The sequence below is a fragment of the Desulforhopalus sp. genome, assembly GCA_030247675.1.
Taxonomy (GTDB): Bacteria; Desulfobacterota; Desulfobulbia; order Desulfobulbales; family Desulfocapsaceae; genus Desulforhopalus_A.
The window spans coordinates 1-18,039 of the sequence record JAOTRX010000013.1 but is presented as its reverse complement, the minus strand read 5'-3'; the positions used below and the strand labels follow the sequence as shown (position 1 = coordinate 18,039).

The 18,039-nt window shown below is 45.0% G+C and carries 20 protein-coding genes; 15 read left to right on the top strand and 5 right to left on the bottom strand.

Annotated features, from left to right (window positions below; genetic code table 11):
- Window positions 1-97 precede the first annotated feature (97 nt).
- The 4 genes from OEL83_20790 to OEL83_20775 are packed head-to-tail and all read left to right on the top strand — an operon-like array spanning window position 98 to window position 4,075.
- Window positions 98-1,237 (top strand): SPFH domain-containing protein, encoded by a 1,140-nt coding sequence (locus OEL83_20790; GenBank protein ID MDK9709483.1) that lies wholly within the window; start codon window positions 98-100, stop codon window positions 1,235-1,237.
- Between the two features lie 5 nt (window positions 1,238-1,242).
- Entirely contained in the window at window positions 1,243-2,490 is a 1,248-nt protein-coding gene (locus OEL83_20785) for a hypothetical protein (GenBank protein ID MDK9709482.1), read from the top strand.
- A 35-nt stretch (window positions 2,491-2,525) separates the two neighbouring features.
- Window positions 2,526-3,029 carry a nucleoside deaminase gene (locus tag OEL83_20780; GenBank protein MDK9709481.1) on the top strand — a complete coding sequence of 168 codons (504 nt, stop codon included), beginning with the start codon at window positions 2,526-2,528 and terminating at the stop codon, window positions 3,027-3,029.
- A 44-nt stretch (window positions 3,030-3,073) separates the two neighbouring features.
- Window positions 3,074-4,075, top strand: a complete 1,002-nt coding sequence (locus tag OEL83_20775; protein ID MDK9709480.1) for a radical SAM protein — start codon at window positions 3,074-3,076, stop codon at window positions 4,073-4,075.
- Between the two features lie 84 nt (window positions 4,076-4,159).
- Here OEL83_20775 and tatC read toward each other — a convergent pair whose 3' ends face one another.
- Together tatC and OEL83_20765 are read right to left on the bottom strand one after the other, a co-directional pair.
- Complete coding sequence (gene tatC, locus OEL83_20770; protein ID MDK9709479.1) at window positions 4,160-4,936, bottom strand: twin-arginine translocase subunit TatC; 777 nt, start codon at window positions 4,934-4,936, stop codon at window positions 4,160-4,162.
- 14 nt (window positions 4,937-4,950) lie between these two features.
- Window positions 4,951-5,505, bottom strand: coding sequence for a twin-arginine translocase TatA/TatE family subunit (locus OEL83_20765; protein ID MDK9709478.1), 555 nt, complete (start codon window positions 5,503-5,505; stop codon window positions 4,951-4,953).
- Between the two features lie 319 nt (window positions 5,506-5,824).
- On the opposite strand from OEL83_20765, the gene OEL83_20760 reads away from it, so the two are divergent.
- The 9 genes from OEL83_20760 (at window position 5,825) to glyS (ending at window position 13,928) form a co-directional block, all read left to right on the top strand.
- Window positions 5,825-7,126 (top strand): adenylosuccinate synthase, encoded by a 1,302-nt coding sequence (locus OEL83_20760; GenBank protein MDK9709477.1) that lies wholly within the window; start codon window positions 5,825-5,827, stop codon window positions 7,124-7,126.
- Window positions 7,127-7,196: 70 nt separating this feature from the next.
- Complete coding sequence (rpoZ, locus tag OEL83_20755; GenBank protein MDK9709476.1) at window positions 7,197-7,463, top strand: DNA-directed RNA polymerase subunit omega; 267 nt, start codon at window positions 7,197-7,199, stop codon at window positions 7,461-7,463.
- Window positions 7,464-7,487: 24 nt separating this feature from the next.
- Complete coding sequence (dnaJ, locus tag OEL83_20750; protein ID MDK9709475.1) at window positions 7,488-8,615, top strand: molecular chaperone DnaJ; 1,128 nt, start codon at window positions 7,488-7,490, stop codon at window positions 8,613-8,615.
- 73 nt (window positions 8,616-8,688) lie between these two features.
- Window positions 8,689-9,183, top strand: a complete 495-nt coding sequence (gene moaC, locus OEL83_20745; protein ID MDK9709474.1) for a cyclic pyranopterin monophosphate synthase MoaC — start codon at window positions 8,689-8,691, stop codon at window positions 9,181-9,183.
- A gap of 55 nt (window positions 9,184-9,238) precedes the next feature.
- A complete protein-coding gene (gene dksA, locus OEL83_20740) occupies window positions 9,239-9,601 on the top strand; it encodes an RNA polymerase-binding protein DksA (GenBank protein MDK9709473.1) in 363 nt (120 codons plus the stop codon).
- A gap of 7 nt (window positions 9,602-9,608) precedes the next feature.
- On the top strand, window positions 9,609-10,613 hold the full coding sequence (gene galT / locus OEL83_20735; GenBank protein MDK9709472.1) for a galactose-1-phosphate uridylyltransferase: 1,005 nt from the start codon (window positions 9,609-9,611) through the stop codon (window positions 10,611-10,613).
- Between the two features lie 12 nt (window positions 10,614-10,625).
- Window positions 10,626-10,982, top strand: a complete 357-nt coding sequence (locus OEL83_20730; GenBank protein MDK9709471.1) for a response regulator — start codon at window positions 10,626-10,628, stop codon at window positions 10,980-10,982.
- Window positions 10,983-11,072: 90 nt separating this feature from the next.
- On the top strand, window positions 11,073-11,798 hold the full coding sequence (locus tag OEL83_20725; protein ID MDK9709470.1) for a GTP cyclohydrolase, FolE2/MptA family: 726 nt from the start codon (window positions 11,073-11,075) through the stop codon (window positions 11,796-11,798).
- 54 nt (window positions 11,799-11,852) lie between these two features.
- Window positions 11,853-13,928 carry a glycine--tRNA ligase subunit beta gene (glyS, locus tag OEL83_20720; protein MDK9709469.1) on the top strand — a complete coding sequence of 692 codons (2,076 nt, stop codon included), beginning with the start codon at window positions 11,853-11,855 and terminating at the stop codon, window positions 13,926-13,928.
- 85 nt (window positions 13,929-14,013) lie between these two features.
- On the opposite strand, the gene OEL83_20715 is transcribed toward glyS, so the two are convergent.
- The 3 genes from OEL83_20715 to OEL83_20705 form a co-directional block, all read right to left on the bottom strand.
- On the bottom strand, window positions 14,014-14,433 hold the full coding sequence (locus OEL83_20715; GenBank protein ID MDK9709468.1) for a cytochrome c family protein: 420 nt from the start codon (window positions 14,431-14,433) through the stop codon (window positions 14,014-14,016).
- Window positions 14,434-14,573: 140 nt separating this feature from the next.
- Complete coding sequence (gene ccsB / locus OEL83_20710; protein ID MDK9709467.1) at window positions 14,574-15,431, bottom strand: c-type cytochrome biogenesis protein CcsB; 858 nt, start codon at window positions 15,429-15,431, stop codon at window positions 14,574-14,576.
- A gap of 75 nt (window positions 15,432-15,506) precedes the next feature.
- Complete coding sequence (locus OEL83_20705) at window positions 15,507-16,847, bottom strand: cytochrome c biogenesis protein ResB (GenBank protein MDK9709466.1); 1,341 nt, start codon at window positions 16,845-16,847, stop codon at window positions 15,507-15,509.
- A 379-nt stretch (window positions 16,848-17,226) separates the two neighbouring features.
- Between OEL83_20705 and rpmB the strand changes: the two genes are divergently transcribed.
- Both rpmB and OEL83_20695 read left to right on the top strand, forming a co-directional pair.
- Window positions 17,227-17,421, top strand: coding sequence for a 50S ribosomal protein L28 (gene rpmB / locus OEL83_20700; GenBank protein MDK9709465.1), 195 nt, complete (start codon window positions 17,227-17,229; stop codon window positions 17,419-17,421).
- A gap of 171 nt (window positions 17,422-17,592) precedes the next feature.
- Window positions 17,593-17,847, top strand: coding sequence for a hypothetical protein (locus OEL83_20695; protein ID MDK9709464.1), 255 nt, complete (start codon window positions 17,593-17,595; stop codon window positions 17,845-17,847).
- Window positions 17,848-18,039 lie beyond the last annotated feature (192 nt).

The following is an 18,039-nucleotide window of genomic DNA, read 5'->3' as shown; positions in this document are numbered from 1 at the left end:
CAGCAGAAGATTGGTTGAAGTTGTGCTATGATTGCAGCCACACTATAAATTCTTTTACCTATGAAGCAAGTTTTGCCAAAGCAAAAAAGGAGACTCCATGAACCAATTTGAAGGTGGCATATTTTTAGAAAACATTGAGTGGTTTGATGAAAGCGGTAAAGAGCTTGTCCATCGCTTACCCGAGAACGGTTCTGGAGAGATTAAATTTGGCGCTCAATTGACAGTTCGCGAAAGCCAGGCAGCGGTCCTGTTTTACCAGGGGAAAGCGTGTGATTGCTTTGGCCCCGGCAGATTCACCCTGAAAACAGCCAACTTACCCTTGCTCACCAAGATTCTTTCTATCCCTTGGCGCGGGAATAGCCCGCTCAGGGCTGAAATATATATGGTGAACCTCAAGTACTTTACGAACCTCAAGTGGGGCACTCAAAATCCTGTGGCCTTTCGAGACAAAGAATTAGGACTTATCCGTATTCGTGCCAATGGCATGTACACCATCCAAGTGGTACAACCGGTCCTATTTATCAACTCTCTTGTTGGAACAATGGGCAAGATGGATACCGACGGCATTTCCGGGTATCTGAAAATGATGATTGTTTCCAGATTTAATGATTATTTGGGGCAGACCCTCGACTCAATCTTAGATTTACCTGGTAAATTTGATCAACTCTCCGATGAATTGCAGAAACGACTTGCTGAAGACTTCGACAATTTTGGCCTCCGGCTTAGCCATCTGTATATCACCTCAATAACTCCACCGGATGAAGTGCAAAACGCCATAGACGACAGAAGTCGCCTTGGGCTTATTAAAGATATGGATAAGCTTTTACAGATGAAAACCGCCATGGCCATGGAGAAGGCCGCTGAAAATCAGGGAGAAGCAGGGGCGGGGCTTGGAATGGGATTAGGCTTGATGATGCCGAGTATTTTTGGTTTGCGGCAGACACAAGAGAGTGCTCCGGTTAGCAGTCAAAGCCCACATATCGATACGGTTAACTGCCCCGACTGTCACAGCATGATTCCAGGAACTTCCCGATTTTGCCCGCTTTGCGGCCATCAATTGATACGCTTGGTTCGATGCTCCAATTGCGGTAAAAATCTGACTCCGAAAGCAAAATTTTGTTCCCAATGCGGACAAGCAACCGATCAAAAGAAATCTCCGAGAATTTGCCCGCAATGCCGCATGGAAAACCTCGAAAATGCGATCTTCTGCAATGATTGCGGTATTAAATTGGGCTAAGTGTCGTGGATCTGACAATTCAACAAAACTGTCCATCCTGCGGAGGATCAATAAGCCTCTTTGAAAACGACAGGTTCATTCGCTGTGAATACTGCGATGTCGGGAACTATCGGCTTGAAAGTGGTGCGGGGAGGTATATTTTACCCAGTAAACTTCCCGGATACATCTCATTTGATCAGCTTTTTTATATCCCTTATCTTCGTTTTAAAGGAGCTATTTTTTATATTCGAGAAAAGGAAGTCGATCATAAGATTGTCGATACCACTCGCATTGGCATTGATGAAGAAAAATTGCCGGTTTCCCTTGGTCTGCGACCTCAGGCAATGAGGCTTCAACCTGTGGTCGCACGGTTTCAGGGGGCCTTTGTCAAGCAATCGGTACCTACTGAAGCGGCATTTACCCATGCAGGAATGATTACCGAGGTTTTTTCAGGGAAAGGTAACAAGACATTTTATCATCGGGTATTCATAGGAGAAACGCTCAGCCGCATTTATCTGCCCTGCTATCTCCACGAAGAAAGACTCTACGATGCAATTGTAAACGAACCTCTAGGACCTGAGAGCTTATTGACAAGACACAGAGGCCACATCAGTCCCAGCAAGGTTGCATGGGAGCCGCAATTCATTTCGACGATTTGCCCAAGGTGCAGTGGGCTTCTGAATGGCGAGCCTGATAGCCTTGTGCTTCATTGCCAGAACTGTGAATCGCTTTGGCAGGAGAATGGTACTACCTTTCAACCTCTGCCTTGGCAGGTGATACAATCAGATGATCCGGCAGCGCACTACCTGCCTTTTTGGCAGATAGCTTTTACTACCGAAGAACCGGCATTGCAAAGTTTTGGCGATTATCTGCGTTTTACCAACCAGCCAATGGTTGTTGACAGCCGCTTTGATGCAATGCCCCTTTCTTTTGTCATTCCAGCTTTCAAGATCAATCCCAAGATGTTTTTACAGATAGCCTCACACATGACGGTTTCCCAGCGGCGGCTGCCAAAGGCACGTGACGGTTGGATTGAGAACAGGTATCCGGTAAATCTCCCACAAAAGGAAGCAGAGCAATCAATCAAGACAGTTCTTGCTTCTACAACCCTGAATAAGACTAAAAGGTTGCCGCTATTGCCGAAAATGACCATTAGAAATCCATGTTGCCGGCTGATGTATGTGCCTTTTGTGGAGCAATCGCAGGACTTGGTTCAGGAACATACCTTGACGACAATTTTTCCTGGGGCATTGCGGTTTGGCAGAAAGTTGTGACCTTTTCTTGAGAAGTTCTTTGGGAACGAACCTTTATGACAACACATGAACAATTTATGCAATCGGCCTTACAGCAAGCACGCGAGGCTTTGAAGGCAGGTGATTTCCCTGTTGGATGTGTGATTGAACTTGATGGCAGGATCGTTGCGACAGGCAGGCGTAGCAACACCAACGGTAGAGTGAATGAAATCGATCATGCGGAGATTACGGCCCTTCGGGACTGTATTATTAGTGGTAAGGTCAAGGACATGGGCGAGGTGACGATATACTCGACCATGGAGCCTTGTCTCATGTGCTTTTCAACCCTATTGGTGAATGGGGTGAGAAGATTCGTTTACGGTTACGAGGATGCCATGGGCGGTGGAACGAACCTGCCCTTGACATCACTTTCCCCCTTATACCGCGACATGCAGCCAACTATTATCGGAGCAGTTTTACGGGAAGAGAGTATGGCACTTTTTAAGGAATTTTTTTCCTCCCCTGGTTGTCGGTATCTTCAAGATACGCTACTGGCTACCTATACCTTGCAGCATGCCTAAATGTTGAAATTGTTTCTTCAACCTCGAATGATTGAGAATAGCTGATGAAAAACATCGCTCGAACCGTTGAGTTTAAACCTGGCGAAAGGAATGTGTTTTTTCATATCCTTACCGCATGCAATCTGTCCTGTCGCCATTGCTACATAAATAAAGCTCAGCATGGTGTGGAGACATTGTCCGGGGAGCAGATCGACAGGTGGATGACCTTGTTTGCCGACCCGGAGAAAAAGGGAAATCTCATTTTTTTAGGAGGTGAACCAACTCTCCATCAAGGGCTTCCCCAAGCCATAAAAAGAGCAAAAGAACTCGGATATTTTGTGACCGTCGATTCGAATGGCTACTTGTTTCACGATTTCCTGGAGAAAACCTCACCTGACCTTCTTGATTTCTTGAGTTTTAGTCTTGATGGTCCGGATGCAGCTACCAACGACGCCCTGCGCGGCAATGGGGTTTTTGATGTGTGTGTCGCCAATATCCGGAAGGCGGTTGCCAAAGGCTTTAATGTCAGCGTTATCTATACAGTAAGCAGAAAGAATCTAAATGCACTGGAGGCAATGGTACCGCTTCTTGGTGCTTTGAAAGTGAAGAAGTTCTTTATTCAGGTAATAGGCATGCGCGGCAATTCGGCGCAAAGCGAAAGTGACCAAACCCTGCAGGTAGGTCGTGATCAATGGCTTGCAATCGTCCCTGAGGTCGCGCGCCGTGCCGCTGATCAAGGCATTCATGTCACCTATCCGCAGGTTTTTCTTGGCACGAATGAGAAGTTCGAATGCGCTGGGAATGTCGCGGAAAATTTCTTTATCTTCCCTAATGGCCGGGTTTATCAGTGTCCTTTGTGTGAAGATTATCCGATTAATACCTTTAGGATCGAAGACAATCGTCTCATAAAGAATGAAGGCTTAACGGAAGACAAATTCTTTCGCCTCGATATTGTCGAGGGTTGTGTCATGAATAAATTGCTTCAGTCAGATAATATCGAATACGACGCACAGGGCAGGCCACTGTACAAGATATCTTGTTGTCTGCTTAAACAGGAGATCGGTTAGTCCCAACCAGAGAGGTGATCCGCGGTGGCCGGCTCTTGAACATGGGGAAATGCCCGGCATTGAGAATCGTCACACTGTAAGCAGCTATTCCGTTTTTTCGGCTGGGGTCTTTTTACGGGTGAAGAGGGTGGTTAAAAAAACACCTCCTTCGTAAAGCATGAAAAGAGGAATAGCGAGGAGGGCCGTGGCCATGAAATCTCCTGCAGTGAGGAGGAAGGATAGGATGATAATGGCAATATAAAAATAGGTCCGTTTTTGTTTGAAGTAGCTGGGGCGAACAAGGTTGGCCTTCCCGGACATAACCATTAAGAATGGTATTTGAAATGAGATGCCAAAGGCAAGAATGGTTCTGGCTACGAATGTAAGGTACAGGCTGAGTTTCGGCAGGGGCTCAAGGTTCTCATTGGCGTAGCTCATGAAGTACACGAGCATCTTGGGCAACACCACAAAAAAGGCAAAACAGGCCCCGCCGGTGAAAAGCAGCATAGCCCAAAATACTACAGTAACCGCCAGTCTTTTTTCATTTTTTTTAAGCCCTGGAGCAATAAAAAGCCAAAGTTGGTAAAGGCCTATGGGCATACTGGTTATTAACCCTACAAGGAAGGCGAGTTTGATGTAGGCGATAAAGGCATCGGGAAGATGTGTGTAAACGAGCCGGTAAACCAATGGACTTGCGGCAAAAAGGGGGGCAATACAGAAAGCGGCAATTTTTTCGACAAATATATACGCCACAATGGTGCAGCTGACAATTGCCAGCGCGATCTTGATAAGCCGACGCCTGAATTCCAAGTGATGTGGGCGAAACAGTTCAAGGCTTCTTTCGAGAGCTGGAATTGAGCTTTGCAGGTTATAATTTGCCATTGTTTGTGTGGAGGCTAGTTGCCTGTTTTTACAGTCTGATCGGGCGGAGAGATATCTTTAGGATCAGGCAAATCTGATACTAGGTTTTCCATTTGAACGCTGCTTTCAGGTGTGCCACCATTGTGTTGAGGCGTGCGACCAGTCTGTTTTAGAAGCTCCTGGTACGCTTCGGCTGCCATATCGGCTGGTGATGTATCACCCGTAGATGAGGGGAGATCAAGTACTCCACCGGGTGTCACATCAATGAGGTTATTTTTGAGTGAGTTTGCCGCTTCTTCCAACTCGGGACGGATATCGCTCAAAGGATTTCCCTCCTCGGCAAAAGAGGTTTTCAGACTTTCTGCGGTCTTTTTCAAATCCATGAGCCCTTTGGCCAAAGATCTTGCAAGGTCGGGGAGTTTGTCCGGCCCGATGACGATGAGCGCCAAAGCCATGATAAGGAGCATTTCGGGCAGACCTATGCCAAACATAACGAGAACCTCAAAGTGATGAGAGCCATTGACATGTTTTGCTATCGTGGCCGTCAATCGTGTGTCATCATTGCCGGATAAAGCAAGGGCGAAAATCACCTCATCCAGTTCAGAGTCAGTAAGAATCGAGTATTAAACCAGCTCGACTGCGCGACAAATGTACGGTATTTGCCTTGGTGTGTCAATGCTTGAGGATTGACACAAGTCTCATGGAGTCTCCGTCTACTGAATCTAACATGCTGATAATGCAGTAATAAGTACTGCTAAGGAGATCCTAGCTTGTGTTAAAATGTGTTGACATTGATGAGTAACTTTAATATATTTATCAACTTTGTCTTGCGCGGATTTGTCGTGAACTGAAAGTCTCAACGCTCCCTTTCACGACGTATGTTCATTAATCTCTGAGAGGAGAAAGTAGATGTCCAGTGTGGTGGTGGTTGGAACTCAATGGGGAGATGAAGGGAAGGGGAAGATTGTCGATTTATTGACCCGCTATGCCGATTACGTTGTTCGTTTCCAGGGGGGCAATAATGCCGGCCATACCTTGGTCGTCGAAGGCAAGAAATTTATCTTTCACATTATCCCCTCAGGGATACTTTACCAAGACAAGAAATGTATGATAGGCAACGGAGTCATTATTGATCCTGCCGTCTTGATCACCGAGATGAACAAGCTTCAGGAACAGGGGCTTGCAGTTGGCCCCGATCGCCTCATGATCAGTGAACGGGCCCATCTCATTATGCCATACCACGCCAGTCTCGACCAAGCTGGGGAGGCAGCTCTTACCTCGGAGAAGAAGATAGGAACAACCGGCCGGGGAATTGGGCCGTGTTATATGGATAAGGTCGGCAGAGTAGGAATAAAGGCTGGAGATTTGCTGGACGATGCCACCTTTAGAGAGAAGCTAAAAGCTGTAGTTGAAGAGAAAAATTTTCTTCTTACAAAAAAATACAACTGTGCACCGATCGATCTTGAGCATATCTATCGATCATATAAGGAATATGCCGAAAAATTATCACCATATTTTGGCAATGTGTCTGTCGAGCTGGACAAGGCCAGAAAAAGTAACAAGAATATTCTTTTTGAGGGAGCTCAAGGTACCCATCTGGATATCGACCATGGCACATATCCCTATGTGACGTCGTCGAATACTATTGCCGGCAACGCTTGCAATGGTGCAGGGTTCGGACCGGTGCATATTGATGCGGTTGTCGGCATCATGAAGGCATATACCACCCGTGTTGGCGCTGGGCCGTTTCCCACTGAACTGTTTGATGAAACCGGGAATTATCTACAAGAGAAGGGCCATGAGTTCGGTGCAACAACCGGCAGGCGGCGCAGGTGTGGATGGCTGGATGGGGTTGTTGTCAACGATGCCACAAGGTTGAATGGATTAACGGGGTTAGCGATAACAAAACTTGATGTGCTCAGTGGCCAAAAGACAATCAAGTTCGCTACTTCGTATGATTATAACGGCCAGAAAATGTCTGCTATGCCAGCGAACATAACCCAGGCAAGCCAACTTACACCTGTTTACGAGAGTCTTGAGGGTTGGCTGGATGACATTGAAAAAGTACGGGAATACGATGAATTGCCTGTTCAGGCCAAGAAATATATCAAGCGTATTGAGGAATTCACCGGTATTCCGGCAGATATTGTGTCGGTAGGACCAGACCGGGTCGAAACCCTGCTGTTGCGGAATCCTTTTGACAAAAAATGACCTCAAAGTGGTCAAGGTACAGATCATATACTCTGCATAATATCATAAAAGAACATTAACGAGGTTATTGATGGCACGAATTACCTGTGAAGATTGTTTGGAAGCAGTAGGAAAACAAAATCGATTCAAGTTGATTCATCTTACTGTGCAAAGAGTGAAACAACATCGACAAGGTGAACCGTTTCTTGTCGAAGGCAAGAACAAAGAAATCGTTATGACCCTTCGGGAGATCGCTGCATCGAAGGTTACTTTCGCTAATATCGATAGTTTTCCGGAAGGAAAAGAAAACTCCAAAAACACTGAAACCGAGAATGAGCTCTCATCAGATAATTCGTGATAATACAAGCGCTGCCTAATAACTATGAGTAACGATTATTACGAGATCTTGTCAGTAAGTAGAACTGCCTCCGCCGGTGATATAAAAAAGGCGTATCGAAAGCTTGCTATGAAATATCATCCGGACCGCAATCCTGATGATAAAGAGGCTGAAGAAAAATTCAAATCCTGCACTGAGGCTTACGAGGTGCTGAGTGACGAGAAAAAGAGGAAAATTTATGACACTTATGGCCACGATGGATTAAAAAACAGCGGGTATCGTGGCCCCGGAAGCGCCGATGATATTTTCTCAAGCTTTGGAGATATATTTGGCGATCTGTTTGGCTTCGGTAGCGGCAGTCGTGCCGGCGTTCGGAGAGATGGGCCTATTCCGGGAAACGACCTCCGTTACGATGTAGAGATCTCTTTTATGGAGGCCGTGCACGGTGTTTCCAAAGAAGTACAGTTGACACGGCGAGATACCTGCTGGACCTGTGAAGGATCGGGGAGTAGGCCTGGGTACCAAAAACAGACCTGCCCAAGTTGTAATGGCCGAGGGCAGGTAGTACGCTCGCAGGGATTTTTTCAGATGAGCTCCACCTGCCCGCAGTGTCACGGTGAGGGGGCCATTGTTACCAACCCGTGCAATGATTGCCATGGTAGCGGGCTGGTAGAAAAAACAAAGAAAGTAGCTTTGAAGATACCTGCCGGGGTTGATTCGGGTGCCAGGATGCGCCTCCGGGGAGAGGGTGAAGGTGGGCGTCGCGGCGGACAATCAGGCGATTTGTATGTTGTTGTTCATGTTAGCGATCATGAATTTTTTAAGCGGGAAGGTGATACCATTTATTGCCGGTTTCCGGTTTCTATGGCTAAGGCAGCACTTGGAACAACGGTGGAAGTACCGACAGTTCATGGGAAGAAGAGCCTTGAGATTCCTGCAGGTAGCCAATCCGGAGAACTCTTTACCCTCCGTAACGAAGGGGTTCCCAGCCTGCGTGGGAGAGCAAGAGGCGACATGGTCGTAGAGCTTCAGGTTATGACTCCAACCAACTTATGCGAGGAGCAGAAAAAGGTTCTGCGGGAGTTTGACACACTCTGCACAAAGCATGGCCAGCATCAGGAAGAAGAGGGCTTTTTCAAAAGATTGCTCAATGAAGTTCGTGGCAAGAGTTGATGTTTGAAGCTGAATTGAGCAGCATGTCTGCTCAAGCGAAACCTATGCCTTTGCGGGATAACAACGGTTTACGATGGTAGATAACAATAAAGAGACCTTCACCCATTTTGATTCAGAAGGCAATGCCAGGATGGTTGATGTCAGCGGTAAGATAGAAACCTTGCGTATTGCTGAGGCTGCCGGGAATATCAGTATGTCCCGGCAGGCCTTTGATTTAGTGAAAAGTGGATCGATGGCCAAGGGCGACGTTTTAGGGATTGCAAGAGTTGCCGGCATCATGGCGGCAAAGAAGGTGGATGACCTGATTCCTCTGGCACACCCGCTTATGATTAGCAAAGCTGATATTACTTTTCAGCTTCGAGATGAAGATGCGTCGATCGATATCTTTGCAACGGTTGCAATAAATGGCAAAACCGGAGTGGAAATGGAAGCGCTTACAGCAGTTTCCATCGCCGTTCTGACTGTTTATGATATGTGTAAAGCGGTTGATAAGTCGATGGTTATCGGCAATATTCGTCTTCTGAAAAAAACTGGCGGTAAAAGCGGTACATACCTTCGGGGGGATTGATTTCGAAGGAATTAGTATTATTTTCTAAGAGTTAAGTGCATGAAGGAGAGTTCTAATGGATAAAGAGCAACTCGAACTGTTTCGGACGCAGCTGTTGCTGAAAAAACAGGAAATCATTACGGATGCCGGAAAAACCATGACAGAGATGACGGATCAGACTACCAATGTCCCTGATCCGAACGATAGGGCAACCTTGGAGTCCGGCAGGAGTTTTGAATTGCGAATTCGCGACAGGGAACGTAAGCTTGTCACGAAAATCGACGAAGCTATTACCCGGATCGATGATGGAAGTTATGGTATATGTGAAGATTGTGGCGAAGAAATTGGTTTGAAACGTTTAGAGGCAAGGCCTGTCACTACACTTTGTATTGATTGTAAAACACTCCAAGAAACCCGAGAAAAATCCGTAGGACAATAAGGTCCGCATGCCGGAACTACGCAAAGATCCTATCCTCGGTAGATGGATAATAATTTCCAAGGAAAGAAGGAAAAGGCCCACTGACTTCCCGGTGGAGGTTTCATCGGGCGGAGGTGGATTTTGTCCTTTATGCCCTGGCAATGAATCATTTACGCCCAGCGAAGTCTTGGCCTTTAGAGATAATGTGCACCATGTCAACGGGGCTGGGTGGAGGGTTCGGGTTGTACCAAATAAGTTCCCGGCTCTCATCATCGAAGGTGATCTTTCGAAGGAAGGTATAGGCCTTTATGACCGAATGAATGGCATCGGAGCCCATGAGGTCATTATTGAGACACCCGACCACGACCATAGTTTTGCCGATTTTTCGTTGGCAGAAATAGCTATGGTGCTTAAGGCTTACAAAGAGCGGATTATTGATCTCGAAAAAGATCTGCGTTTTCGGTATGTCATGGTGTTTAAAAACCATGGTCGCGATGCTGGGGCATCACTGGAACATTCCCATTCACAACTCATTGCTCTACCGATATTGCCGAGGATGATTGTCTCCGAATTAGAAGGAGCGCTTTCTCACTTCAAATATAAAGAGCGATGTATCTTTTGCGATATCATTCGGCAGGAAATATTGCAAAAAGAGCGAGTTGTTTGTCAGAATGACAAGTTCATCACTATTACTCCGTTTGCACCCCGAACTCCTTTTGAAATGTGGATTTTGCCGAAGCGACACGCTTCGGCATTTTATTCGCAGGACGACAGTGAAATTCATTCTCTTGCGGAAATATTTTCCGAATCTTTGCAGCGGCTCTGCAAATGTATACCAAATGTCCCATATAATTATGTTCTCCATACAGACCCTCTGCGTTCTGGTGGGCTTGAGTATTATCATTGGCATTTTGAGATCGTCCCAAAGTTGACATCCATTGCCGGATTCGAATGGGGCTCTGGCTTTTATATAAATCCATTGCCGCCGGAAGAGGCAGCCGCATTTTTACGTGATTCTTTGACGCCAGCATAAAGGGAGGAAACGGTGAAAAAACTGCTCCTGGTTGATGATGAAGAGACTATTCACATGGTCTATCGTGAGGAGTTCGAAGATGATGGGTATTCGGTAGTATCTGCCCTGGATGGTGCAAGTGGATTAGAAAAGTTCAAAGCCGAACATCCCGATCTCGTTATTCTTGATATTCAAATGCCGGGAATGAATGGAGTTGAGGTGTTACGCCAGATGAAAATGTTAAATTCGGCTATTCCGGTCATTTTGAGTAGTGCGTATCAGGAGTTCAAACGTGATCTCGGGACTTGGGCATCCGATGAATATATAGTAAAGTCTGGTGATCTTGATGATCTCAAGGAAGCCGTTCGGAGGCTTTTGAAAGAGAACTAAAGTCCCAAATTTGTCCTTGGCCTGTTTAATATCGCATCCCATGGGTGATACTACGCCTGGATAACAACAGAAAATTCTGGTTTGCATCACATGAAAGATATCCAAAGCCAACTGGACAGCCGGAGAATCAACATTAAAAAGGTTGGCGTCAAGACTATTTCCTATCCGATTACTGTTCGCGACAAGGCACAAAAGAGGCAGCATACCGTTGCCACTGTCAATATGTATGTCAATTTGCCGCATAAATTCAAGGGCACGCACATGAGTAGATTCGTTGAGATACTCAATGAATTTCACGGCGAAATTGACGTCAAGAGTTTTCACGCTGTCCTTGAGAAGATGAAGGATCGTTTGGAGGCAGAGGCAGCCCATCTTGAGATCGATTTTCCGTATTTTTTGCATAAGGCGAAAAATGGCGAAACCGGACATCTTGCCCATTATCGTTGTCAAATGCATGGATCATTGGAAGAAAATGACGATCTCAAGCTGAGTGTTGAAGTGCCAATTAGTTTGCCAATCTCTGACACCCCCCCTTATCGATTACCGGGATCTCTAGGAAGATGGGGAAAGGCCGAGGTCAGTGTACGTTTTAGGCAGTTTTACTGGATTGAAGATATAATCCTACTCATTGAAGAAGCGGTGAATGACGAATTGGCGAATCTTGACTCGAAACAAAAAAAGGTGCTCTCAGTCGAAGCAATTACCAGGCTAGTGGGGAACCGTCTCGAGACAATCAATGCTATCGAATGGTTTTCAGTATGTATACATAATTTTGGTGAAGAGTGCTCTACCTTCGCTGTCATGGAATCCTGCTAATTGCCAGATCGGATTGTATTAATAATTAAACCTTTTACCTAAGAACCTACCCTCATGCGAGATCTACTCTTTGAAATTGGCATGGAAGAGATACCGGCAAGTTATCTTGAACCGGCCTTGACCCAGTTGAAAAACAGGTTTGCCGAAAAAGCCTCGGATTTAAAAATTGGCTATGGTGAGATAAAGACACTGGGAACGCCAAGACGCCTTGCCTTGATAGTAAAAAATATTAATGAGAAACAGGAAGATATAACTGAAGAGCTGCTTGGACCCTCTAAGAGTGCTGGTTTTGACGCCAATGGGAAAACGACTAGGGCGGCTGATGGGTTTGCTAAGTCGAAAGGTGCGAATGTCAGCGATTTGCAGGTAGTTACGACACCGAAGGGTGAGTATCTCATGCTGCTCCGCAAACAAAAAGGTGTGGAAACAGCAAATTTATTACCGGATCTCTTGCAAAGCCTGATTTTGGACGTTTCTTTTCCAAAGTCGATGAAATGGGGGAGTAACACGCACGCTTTTGCTCGTCCTATTCAGTGGTTGGTAGCGATATTTGGAGAAGAGGTAATACGATTTAGCCACGCTGGGGTTGAATCCTCTAATAGCAGTGGCGGCCATAGATTTTTAGCCAATAAACGGTTTACAATAAACTCTGTTGCCACCTATGAGCAGCAGCTTGCAGATCACTTCGTCTTGCTTGATCAAACCAAGAGAAGAGCGCGGGTCGTTTCGGAAATAGAACAAGCGGTTGCTCAATCAGCGGAATTACAGGGAGGCCGTGTTGCTATAGATGAGGTTTTGGTGGATACCGTTACCAATCTTGTTGAAATGCCTTTCGGAGTTTGCGGAACATTTGATGAGAAATATCTGCAGCTTCCTGCTGATGTGCTAATCACCTCAATGCGCGAACATCAGAAGTATTTCCCCGTAGTCAATCAAACAGGAAAGCTGCTTCCGGGCTTTGTGGCAGTTAATAATACCAAAGTGAAGGACACCGCGATTACTCGCAAAGGACATCAACGTGTTCTTCGAGCACGACTCGAAGATGCTTTGTTTTTCTTCAACAGCGATAGAGAGACTAAGCTTGAAGATCGCATAGCCAACCTCCAAGGTATCATCTTTCAAGCAAAACTTGGCACAATGCTGGAAAAGAAAGACAGGTTGGTCAAGCTGGTCAGAATCCTGGCAGACAAGGTCGTACCTGAACTGGCCGACGACGGATGCCGGGCGGCACTTCTCTGCAAGGCCGACTTGCTATCCAATATGGTTGGTGAATTTCCTTCGTTGCAAGGTACCATGGGAGGTGCATATGCCATTCACGATGGGGAGAAAGATAACGTCGCCGCGGCCATTGTTGAACATTATATGCCGAAGAGGGCCGGGGCTGAACTTCCGTCGTCCGAATTGGGGTCGATCCTGGCCCTAGCCGATCGATTTGATACCTTGGCTGGATGTTTTGGGATCGGCCAAGTCCCTTCGGGAACTGCCGATCCTTTTGGCTTAAGGCGCATCTCCATAGCTATTTTACATATTATTCAAGGCAAAAAGTATTCATTGTCATTACGAGAGCTTATCCATAAAGCGCTGGCCTTGTATGGAAACAAGGTTGCTGGTGGCAACGACACGGTCGAAACGGTGGTTGCTTTCATTAAGGGTCGATTTGCCAATGATTGTATCAGCCGGGGGATTGCTGCCGATGCGGTTGATGCTGCTGTTTCGGTTAATTTTGACGACGTAAATGACTGTCTGCTACGCGTTAATGCAATTTTACAACTTCGTAAGGATCCTGCTCTCAAGGTACTTGCCGCTTCGTATAAAAGGGTGAAGAATATCATAAAGGATAATCGAGAAACGGTGGTTGATGTTAGTTTGTTTGAACATCAAACTGAAAGGAATCTTTATGAACTCTTTCTGACTGTACGAGAGGAAATGGCGAGACACATCACCGTGAAAGAATATGCGAAGGCTCTTGAAGTAATGCTAAGAATGAAAGAACCCGTTGACGCTTTCTTCGATGATGTGATGGTTATGGCGGAAGATTTATCAGTACGGAAAAATCGACTGAGTCTCTTAACGCTTTTGGGTGAGCAGATCCTGTTGATAGGAGATATCTCCCTTCTGCAAGAAGCCTGATTCGAATATTGGTTTGATACAAACGAAAAAGGGGAGGTTCAGAATTGAACCTCCCCTTTTTCGTTTGTAGTACTAGTAGCGTTATTTATTTTTTGGGATGACAGGTCTCGCACTTGTCAATTTTTTTGTCTTTGACGGCCGGGTCATCTTTCTTGGCCTTATGACATTCTAAGCAGTTCCCATGACCAGCACCTTTGAGGGTGTCGAGGGCCAGTTTATCTTTCATTTTTCCGGCTAGAACAGTGGCATTATGACATGAACCACATTTTTTAATTTCTTGAGCTTCTACATAGGGACTCTGTTTGCCGTCTGCCGTCATTTGATGATGACATTCTCCACATTTAAACGCATCCTGATGTTTTTTATGCGGGAATACGGCTGGCTTTTTGCCTCCTTCGTCAATGGTAATATCGGCAGGACCGACATTGCCGGCAGCCATAGTAAATAGTACCGATCCAATCAACATGGATAATGAAAAGAAACTGCAGGCAATAATTTTCCTCATCTTGTTTGCTCCTTCTTAGATAATTGAGTTAAAGCAATCGCCAGTGTCACTCGACCCTCACTATATACAGGTTTAGAAGGACTTTGTCAAACTTGTTACCCTCTTGTTACTGCACGAAAATAATGGAGAATTTAAGAAGATTATGAGCTAGAACCGTAGCTATGAAGCCCGGAAAGAAGGAAATTTACCCCATAATATGTAAACAACACGGAGATGAGTCCGAAAATCGCAAGAAGAGCAATTCGCCTACCTGTCCAACCGCGGGTATATCTTGCGTGTAAGGTGATGGCATAAAAAAACCATGTAATAAGTGACCATGTTTCTTTTGGGTCCCAACTCCAATAGGTTCCCCAAGCTGAGTTGGCCCAAATGGCACCGGTGATGATCCCCGCACTCAACCAGATAAAACCAAAAATCATACTCTTATGGATTAAGTCATCAATGAAGGGTAGAGATGGCAAGTCGTTAAATCTACTTTTTGCAAATGAGGTTTGGTTTTGCTGACTCCGAGATTTTAGGAGGTACATGATCCCAAGAGCGGCAGCTATAGCAAATGATGCATATCCAACAAAGCAAGTTATTACGTGAGCTATGAGCCAATTGGATTGTAGTGCCGGAACCAATGGAGAGATACTTTTGCTTATATTGCCGGCAAATGAGGCATAGGCCATAGCAAGAAAGGCAAGTGGTACCGCAAATGCCCCAATCATCCTGGTTTTAAATAATAATTCGACAACTAAATAGAGGGCAATTATCGTCCATGAGAAAAAAACTACGGATTCGTACATATTGGTAAGTGGCGCATGACCGATGCCCATACGATATGATTCGACCCAACGTAAGGCCATACCTGCCGTTTGAATAAGAAATGCTACAACTGTAAAGGAGGTTGTAATGGGACCAAGACGGGGCGTCTTGAAAACCAGCAAAAAGACGTAGAGCAGGGTCGAAAACAAATACGTAAATGTAGTTATTCCAAGTAATTGAGAGCTATCCATACGATTACTCCGTGAGCTTTCTTGTATTCAAAATGGTGATTTCAATAGGGCTGGATTCTTGTAACTATTTTTAGCTTAATTATGCTGCTCAAGGTCGTGACAAATTGTTTGATCGATAAGGTTGGTAAGTTTTGAAAATGTCTTCGCAAAAGCCGCCTTGTTTTTATTTGCGGTACCGGCAAAATAAATGATGGAGCTGGTGGCTGCTTTATGTTTATAAAGCCAAATTCTTCTGTGAGATAAGAAAAAGGCCATGTAGAGTCCCAGCAAGAGGAGACTGCAACCGAAATACACTATCCATACGCCGGGGTCTTTTGCAACCTGTAAGCCAGTTGAGTACAATTGTTTAACCTTAAGTGAGTAGTTCTTCCCATCCCCGGTGAAAGAAAAATCTTCGCTGTCGGCTAGCCATTGGGTGATAGCCGGACCATCACCGGCCTTTAGCCAAAGTTTTGATCGCAACGCTCGTTGACCGGTGGCTTCAGCATTGATTATTCCGAATTGCAGATTTCTTTCTTTCCAGGACTCCTGTTTTTGAAAGGGTAGAGAGAACTGCCGACTGGCGCCGCTGTCTGTTTCAGTAATTTGTAATAGGAATTCCTGATGGGCTTGATAACTGGATTGATAAAAGGTAATACCCCGATAGGAAAGTGGGCTGTTGACCCTGATATCTTTCTGTAAGATTTCTTGGCCATTTTCAAGTATCGATAGGCCGCTTCGATATTCTTTCGGCATACCATTGTCATAGAATTCGATAGCAAAAGAATCACAGCGGATTGTAAAGCCCAAATCAATTGGTTTGGAATCCGGACTGGAAAATATTTGTTCTGTACTGCGCATCTCAGGAATCATGACGCTGCCTTTAAAACCGAAGAAATGGCCGATAATTGCCCCGAAAAAAATAATCAAAATAGAAAGATGAACGACATAAACTCCCATCCGGCTCCAACGGCCTTTTTGGCTGAAAGACAGGATGGTCTGCCCGCATTTTTTTGTTTGGAAACTCCATCCGGTATTTGACAAAACTGATTGCCAATCGATAGAGTTGCTCTTCTCCTGCGGCAATTCCCAGCGTCGCAGGGAAGCTATTTTCTCAATACGATCTAAAGAGATAGCAAGATTGTCGGCGGTAATAATCCTCCAAACTGAAGGTATTCGGTCAAGGCTGCAAATGATTAAATTGATGCTGAGCATTCCAAGGAGCCCGTAAAACCACCATGAAGAGTACATCTTGTGAATATCAAGAACTTGAAATAACGTAGCGGTTTTTGTGCCAAATTTGGTCACATAAAATGTGTAAGGTTCACCCTGAGGTATGATTGTGCCAATGATTGATGTTACAGCAATGGAGCAGAGAGTTAAAATGGCCAATTGCACGGAAGCGAAAAAAGCCCAGATTTGGTCGATCAGTTTCATACTGGAAAAACACTCTAAAAAAAATTAAATAGGGAATGCCGAATGGCAGCAAAAAAGAACGGCTTACGGCACTTGAAAGTTGTCTGATGTTAAACATTTTTTTGAACACAGCACCACATTTTTTGGTATTAAAAATCGATACAGAGGTATTTGTTCATTTGCCATTATAAGGCTCATCGTTTCCTGCCTCAAGATATGCAGATTTTTTTGAACAAAGTGTCCTTTGAAGGAACAGAGATTGGATCAAAAGTGCTTGCTATTCACTATAAAAGAGATTAAAAAAGCAGATTCTAATTCATCGTTTTGCTGATAAACTAATTCAAGCATTCTTCATTTAGCATTAGATTGCACTTGGCGAATGCTATAGAAGGAGAAAAAAATGTCTAAGGTTTGCGAAATCTGTGGAAAAGGGCCAGTGACCGGAAACAATGTTTCCCATGCGCACAACAAGACCAAGAGGCGATGGCTTCCAAATCTGAAAACAGTGCATATGGCGACCGCGGGGGGCAATACCCAAAAAACTCGGGTATGTACTCGTTGCATCAGGTCTGGGGCGGTGATAAAAGCAGCCTGAAAAGGAATAATGGTTAGATTTAAAGGCGAGAGGAACGTGTTCCTGCTCGCCTTTTTGTTTTTTTGATTGGCATTGTTTTATGTTGAGCTCGGATGGTTTTGCTAATTTTGTGTGGCAATTCGATATGGTGTAGCTCTTACATAAATTCCGGCTTTTAAAGAAGGAGGTTCTATGAGCACCGATGAAGTGAAATTCATAAGCTATGAAGATGCGTTGAAGATTGTAGGGGCGATTCAAGAGGAAGAAGATATTGATAACCCCAATAAACGAATTTTAATGGTTTATAGTTTGGATGACAAAGAACTTTGTTGGTTTGATTTCGAGGAGGTCATGGATGCTGTTGGCAAAGTCGAAGCTGGCAATAAAAAGGAAGCAGTGCAGAACTACATTCTGAATCGGATTCCAGACTGGGTGCATGAACTGTAGACGGATAAAATCAATCCTTAATGAAAAAGCGGATAGATTTTGCTTCACATGAGGCTACGCCTAATCTGAAATAGTTTCGACTTGATCTGACACCTCACTTGAAAAGATGAGGGTTACCAGTTTTGATAAAGGTGCGAACCAAACATCAAAACAAATGGAGGTAACCCTCATGCTACATGGTAACGAACGAAT

Excerpts from the sequence above, each read along its gene's own strand:
- OEL83_20790 (MDK9709483.1), top strand. The coding sequence starts at position 98 with ATGAACCAATTTGAAGGTGGCATATTTTTAGAAAACATTGAGTGGTTT.
- OEL83_20705 (MDK9709466.1), bottom strand. The coding sequence starts at position 16,847 with ATGAAACTGATCGACCAAATCTGGGCTTTTTTCGCTTCCGTGCAATTG.
- OEL83_20760 (MDK9709477.1), top strand. The coding sequence starts at position 5,825 with ATGTCCAGTGTGGTGGTGGTTGGAACTCAATGGGGAGATGAAGGGAAG.
- OEL83_20775 (MDK9709480.1), top strand. The coding sequence starts at position 3,074 with ATGAAAAACATCGCTCGAACCGTTGAGTTTAAACCTGGCGAAAGGAAT.
- rpoZ (MDK9709476.1), top strand. The coding sequence starts at position 7,197 with ATGGCACGAATTACCTGTGAAGATTGTTTGGAAGCAGTAGGAAAACAA.
- rpmB (MDK9709465.1), top strand. The coding sequence starts at position 17,227 with ATGTCTAAGGTTTGCGAAATCTGTGGAAAAGGGCCAGTGACCGGAAAC.
- glyS (MDK9709469.1), top strand. The coding sequence starts at position 11,853 with ATGCGAGATCTACTCTTTGAAATTGGCATGGAAGAGATACCGGCAAGT.
- dksA (MDK9709473.1), top strand. The coding sequence starts at position 9,239 with ATGGATAAAGAGCAACTCGAACTGTTTCGGACGCAGCTGTTGCTGAAA.
- OEL83_20725 (MDK9709470.1), top strand. The coding sequence starts at position 11,073 with ATGAAAGATATCCAAAGCCAACTGGACAGCCGGAGAATCAACATTAAA.
- OEL83_20695 (MDK9709464.1), top strand. The coding sequence starts at position 17,593 with ATGAGCACCGATGAAGTGAAATTCATAAGCTATGAAGATGCGTTGAAG.
- ccsB (MDK9709467.1), bottom strand. The coding sequence starts at position 15,431 with ATGGATAGCTCTCAATTACTTGGAATAACTACATTTACGTATTTGTTT.
- OEL83_20780 (MDK9709481.1), top strand. The coding sequence starts at position 2,526 with ATGACAACACATGAACAATTTATGCAATCGGCCTTACAGCAAGCACGC.
- dnaJ (MDK9709475.1), top strand. The coding sequence starts at position 7,488 with ATGAGTAACGATTATTACGAGATCTTGTCAGTAAGTAGAACTGCCTCC.
- galT (MDK9709472.1), top strand. The coding sequence starts at position 9,609 with ATGCCGGAACTACGCAAAGATCCTATCCTCGGTAGATGGATAATAATT.
- moaC (MDK9709474.1), top strand. The coding sequence starts at position 8,689 with ATGGTAGATAACAATAAAGAGACCTTCACCCATTTTGATTCAGAAGGC.
- OEL83_20715 (MDK9709468.1), bottom strand. The coding sequence starts at position 14,433 with ATGAGGAAAATTATTGCCTGCAGTTTCTTTTCATTATCCATGTTGATT.
- tatC (MDK9709479.1), bottom strand. The coding sequence starts at position 4,936 with ATGGCAAATTATAACCTGCAAAGCTCAATTCCAGCTCTCGAAAGAAGC.